Annotated in this window: 5 protein-coding genes; all 5 read left to right on the top strand. The window is 55.3% G+C overall.

Annotated features, from left to right (window positions below; genetic code table 11):
- On the top strand, positions 1–846 hold an 846-nt coding region (locus tag Q1B15_RS08045), incomplete at its 5' end, for a c-type cytochrome (protein ID WP_299752723.1).
- 3 nt (positions 847–849) lie between these two features.
- Positions 850–1,554, top strand: coding sequence for a c-type cytochrome (locus Q1B15_RS08040; protein WP_299752720.1), 705 nt, complete (start codon positions 850–852; stop codon positions 1,552–1,554).
- 20 nt (positions 1,555–1,574) lie between these two features.
- Positions 1,575–2,837 (top strand): NAD(P)/FAD-dependent oxidoreductase, encoded by a 1,263-nt coding sequence (locus Q1B15_RS08035; RefSeq protein WP_299752717.1) that lies wholly within the window; start codon positions 1,575–1,577, stop codon positions 2,835–2,837.
- 85 nt (positions 2,838–2,922) lie between these two features.
- Positions 2,923–3,357 (top strand): DUF302 domain-containing protein, encoded by a 435-nt coding sequence (locus Q1B15_RS08030; protein WP_299752714.1) that lies wholly within the window; start codon positions 2,923–2,925, stop codon positions 3,355–3,357.
- Positions 3,357–3,664: aminotransferase class I/II-fold pyridoxal phosphate-dependent enzyme (locus Q1B15_RS08025; RefSeq protein WP_299752711.1), on the top strand; the 308-nt coding region annotated here is incomplete at its 3' end. The genes Q1B15_RS08030 and Q1B15_RS08025, both read left to right, overlap by 1 nt.

Raw genomic sequence — 3,664 nt, 5'->3', positions numbered from 1 at the left:
CATGGGGATTTTGCCGAAGGGATCGGCAATTGGCCGAAGCTTGCCGGGGGCGCGGACACGCTTGATCGCGAAGACCCTCTCAAGACCGTTGGGTCTTATTGGCCGCATCTAACGACAGCCTTTGATTATGTGAAGCGGTCGATGCCATTCGGGTATGCCGGGTCGCTGAGCGATGATGAGGTCTATGCGATCGTCGCATATATTCTCTACTCCAACGATCTGATTGAAGACGATTTCGTGCTGTCGAATGAAACGCTGCTTGATGTTGAAATGCCGAATGCGGGCGGTTTCATCGTCGATGATCGAGCAGAGACGGAGTACGCCATTTGGACTGTTGAGCCTTGCATGGAAAATTGTAAGGACGGCGTTGAAATCACGATGCGGGCGACCATTCTTGACGTCACACCGGATCAGAATGTTGACGCTTCAGGCGGCGCCAGCGTGGTTTCGGTGACTGCACAGAGTGAGGAAGCCCCGGCAGTAGAGCCTGCCGTTGAAGAGGTTTCGGTTGCAGCTTTCGATCCAGGACTGGCTGAGACCGGTGAAAAAGTGTTTGGCAAGTGCAAAGCCTGCCACCAGATCGGTGAAGGTGCAAAAAACCGCGCTGGCCCGGTCCTGACGGGTATTGTTGGTAGCCCGGCGGGAGGCGTCGATGGGTTCAAAAAATACTCCAGGCCAATGGTGGCCGCAGCCGCTGCAGGGCTGATCTGGACCGAGGAAGAGCTTTCGGCGTTCATCGCTGACCCTCGTGGGTACATGAAGGGCACAAAGATGTCGTTCAGAGGGCTGAGCGACGAGGACGACCGTGCTGCGCTGATCGAGTTCTTGAAGTCAGTCGAGGGCTAATGGATGCGTGTTTTTCGCGCAAGTTCAGTTTTTCTAGCCCTCACCCTTTGGGCCGGGAACGCTCTGGCCAGCGAATTGGGAGATGCAGATCGCGGAGAGGCGGCCTTTGCTCAATGCAAAGGATGTCATCAGGTGGGACAGGGTGCCAAGGATAGGATTGGCCCGAATCTCAATGGTATTTTCGGGCGCCGCGCTGGTGCTATTGAAGGGTTCTCCTATTCAAAAAGCATGGCGCGGGCCGGGGCTGACACCCTCATCTGGACTCAGGACACTCTGGATGCGTTCGTTGAAAATCCCAAGGCATTGGTGTCGCGCACACGGATGAGTTTTAGGGGCATCAAAGACCCCGTTGAGCGCTTGGATTTACTTGCCTATCTCCGCCGCTTTTCCGACGACCCTTCGAACATCCCAGAAGCTGAGCCAACCGCGAGTGGTACGGATCACAACGTTGATCCCGCGATTTTGGCAATCCAAGGCGACCCGGAGTACGGTGAGTATCTCTCGAATGAATGCACGACGTGCCACCAAGTGGATGGGGGCGATGATGGTATCCCGTCGATCACACGCTGGCCGGAGGAGGACTTTGTCGTGGCTATGCACGCCTATAAAGAAAAGATCCGGCCGCATCCGGTGATGCAGATGATGGCCGGACGACTATCAGACGAAGAGATCGCGTCATTGGCCGCATTTTTTAAGGATATCGAATAAGTTTTAAGGGAGGTACGAAAATGAATATCAACAGACGTGTTCTAATTGGCTCGGGAGCCGCTGCGGCAATGCTGGCTGCGCCAATGGTGCGAGCGGCTGGTCATGGCAAGCCACGTGTCGTCGTAGTTGGCGGTGGTGCAGGCGGTGCAACGGCTGCCCGTTACATTGCGAAAGACAGCGAAGGTGAAATCAGCGTCACGCTTATTGAACCAACGCGCAAGTATTACACTTGTTTCTTCTCAAACCTTTACCTTGGTGGCTTTAAGCAGATCGAGGATATTGGTCACAGTTACGGCACTTTGGCCGCTGGCGGCGTGAACGTTGTCCACGACTGGGCCATTGGTGTCGATCGGGACGTCAAAACCGTTTCGCTCGCAGGAGGGGGAACGGTTGGGTATGACAAGCTGATCCTGTCTCCGGGTATTGATTTCGTGGAAGGGGCCGTCGAAGGTTGGGACCTGTCGGCACAAAACGCGATGCCACATGCCTACAAGGCAGGGTCGCAGAGCGAGTTGTTGAAAGCCCAGCTTGAAGCGATGCCGCAGGGTGGAACTTTTGCAATGGTTGCGCCGCCAAATCCGTACCGGTGCCCACCGGGGCCGTATGAGCGGGTTTCGATGGTTGCGCATTTCTTGAAGGCGAACAATCCAACGGCAAAAATCATCGTCGCGGATCCAAAGGAAAAGTTTTCGAAACAAGCACTTTTTCAGGAAGGTTGGGCAAACCACTATGCTGGTATGGTCGATTGGATCGGCGCGGACTTTGGAGGCGGTGAGGTCTCGGTTGACCCCAATGCCATGAGCGTGACGATCGATGGTGAAGAAACCAAGGTTGATGTCTGTAATGTCATCCCAGCGATGAAGGCCGGGCGGATTGCAGAATTGGCTGGTGTCACGGACGGCAATTGGGCGCCGGTGAATGCTGCTGACATGTCGGCCAAGGCCGATCCCGACATTCACGTGCTTGGCGACGCCGCCAGTCAGGGCGACATGCCAAAGTCTGGCTATTCGGCCAACAGCCAGGCGAAGGTCTGCGCGAATGCAGTGCGAGGGGCCCTTACCGGAACGCGCGTCTTCCCGGCGAAATTTGCCAATACCTGCTGGTCGCTGATTGACACCAATGACGGTGTAAAGGTGGGTGCAACCTATGAGGCGACAGACGAAAAGATCGCCAAGGTTGATGGGTTCATCTCGGCCACGGGAGAGAGCGCCGAGTTGCGCAAGGCAACCTATGAGGAATCTGAAGGTTGGTATGCCGGTATCACGGCTGACATGTTTGGCTGACTAAAGGTTTGCGGGGCCTTGATGTAGGTCAGGGCCCGGCTCCCAACGGCGTCTAGAATGAACACACAAAAAGGAGGATAAGAAAATGAAGGGTCTTTTCATAGGTGGTCTTCTTAGTCTCGCCGGTGCGGTCGCGCATGCTGAAGGTGGGTCCACGGTTTACGATTTCGACGGATCATTCGACGATGCCACATTCGGTGTTGAAAGCGCGATTGTCGGTCAAGGCTTGGTGATCGACTATGTCAGCCACACCGGGGAAATGCTTAATCGCACGGCCGAAGATGTAGGCAGTTCCACGAAGCTTTTCGAGGCCGCCGACATATTCGTTTTCTGCTCGGCAGTTCTGTCACGCAAAGTCATGGAAGCTGACCCAATGAACATTGCGCATTGTCCGTACGGGATTTTCGTGGCCGAGCGCGAGGGCAAAGTCATGGTGGGGTATCGGAATTATCCTGAAGGGCCGATGCAACAGGTGCAGACGCTGTTGGATGAAATCGTCCGAGAGGCAGTGGGGAAGTAATGAATTACCAGAATTTCTTCAAAGAGGCGCTGAATGAGTTGCGCGATCAGGGCAACTACCGCGTCTTTGCAGATCTGGAGCGCCATTGTGGTGACTTTCCGCGCGCGACTGCGCGCGCGGAAGTGATTTCTGATGTGACGATCTGGTGTTCGAACGACTATCTTGGGATGGGACAGCACCCCGGTGTTCTAGCCGCGATGCATGATGCACTTGATCGTTGCGGGGCCGGGGCAGGTGGAACCCGAAATATGTCGGGGACAACGCACGAACACGTCCTTTTGGAAGCAGAACTTGCAGATTTGCACGG

The organism is uncultured Boseongicola sp., assembly GCF_937988555.1.
Lineage (GTDB): Bacteria > Pseudomonadota > Alphaproteobacteria > Rhodobacterales > Rhodobacteraceae > Boseongicola.
Note: the sequence above shows the minus strand (reverse complement) of the source record. Positions and strands in the feature narration are given on the sequence as shown.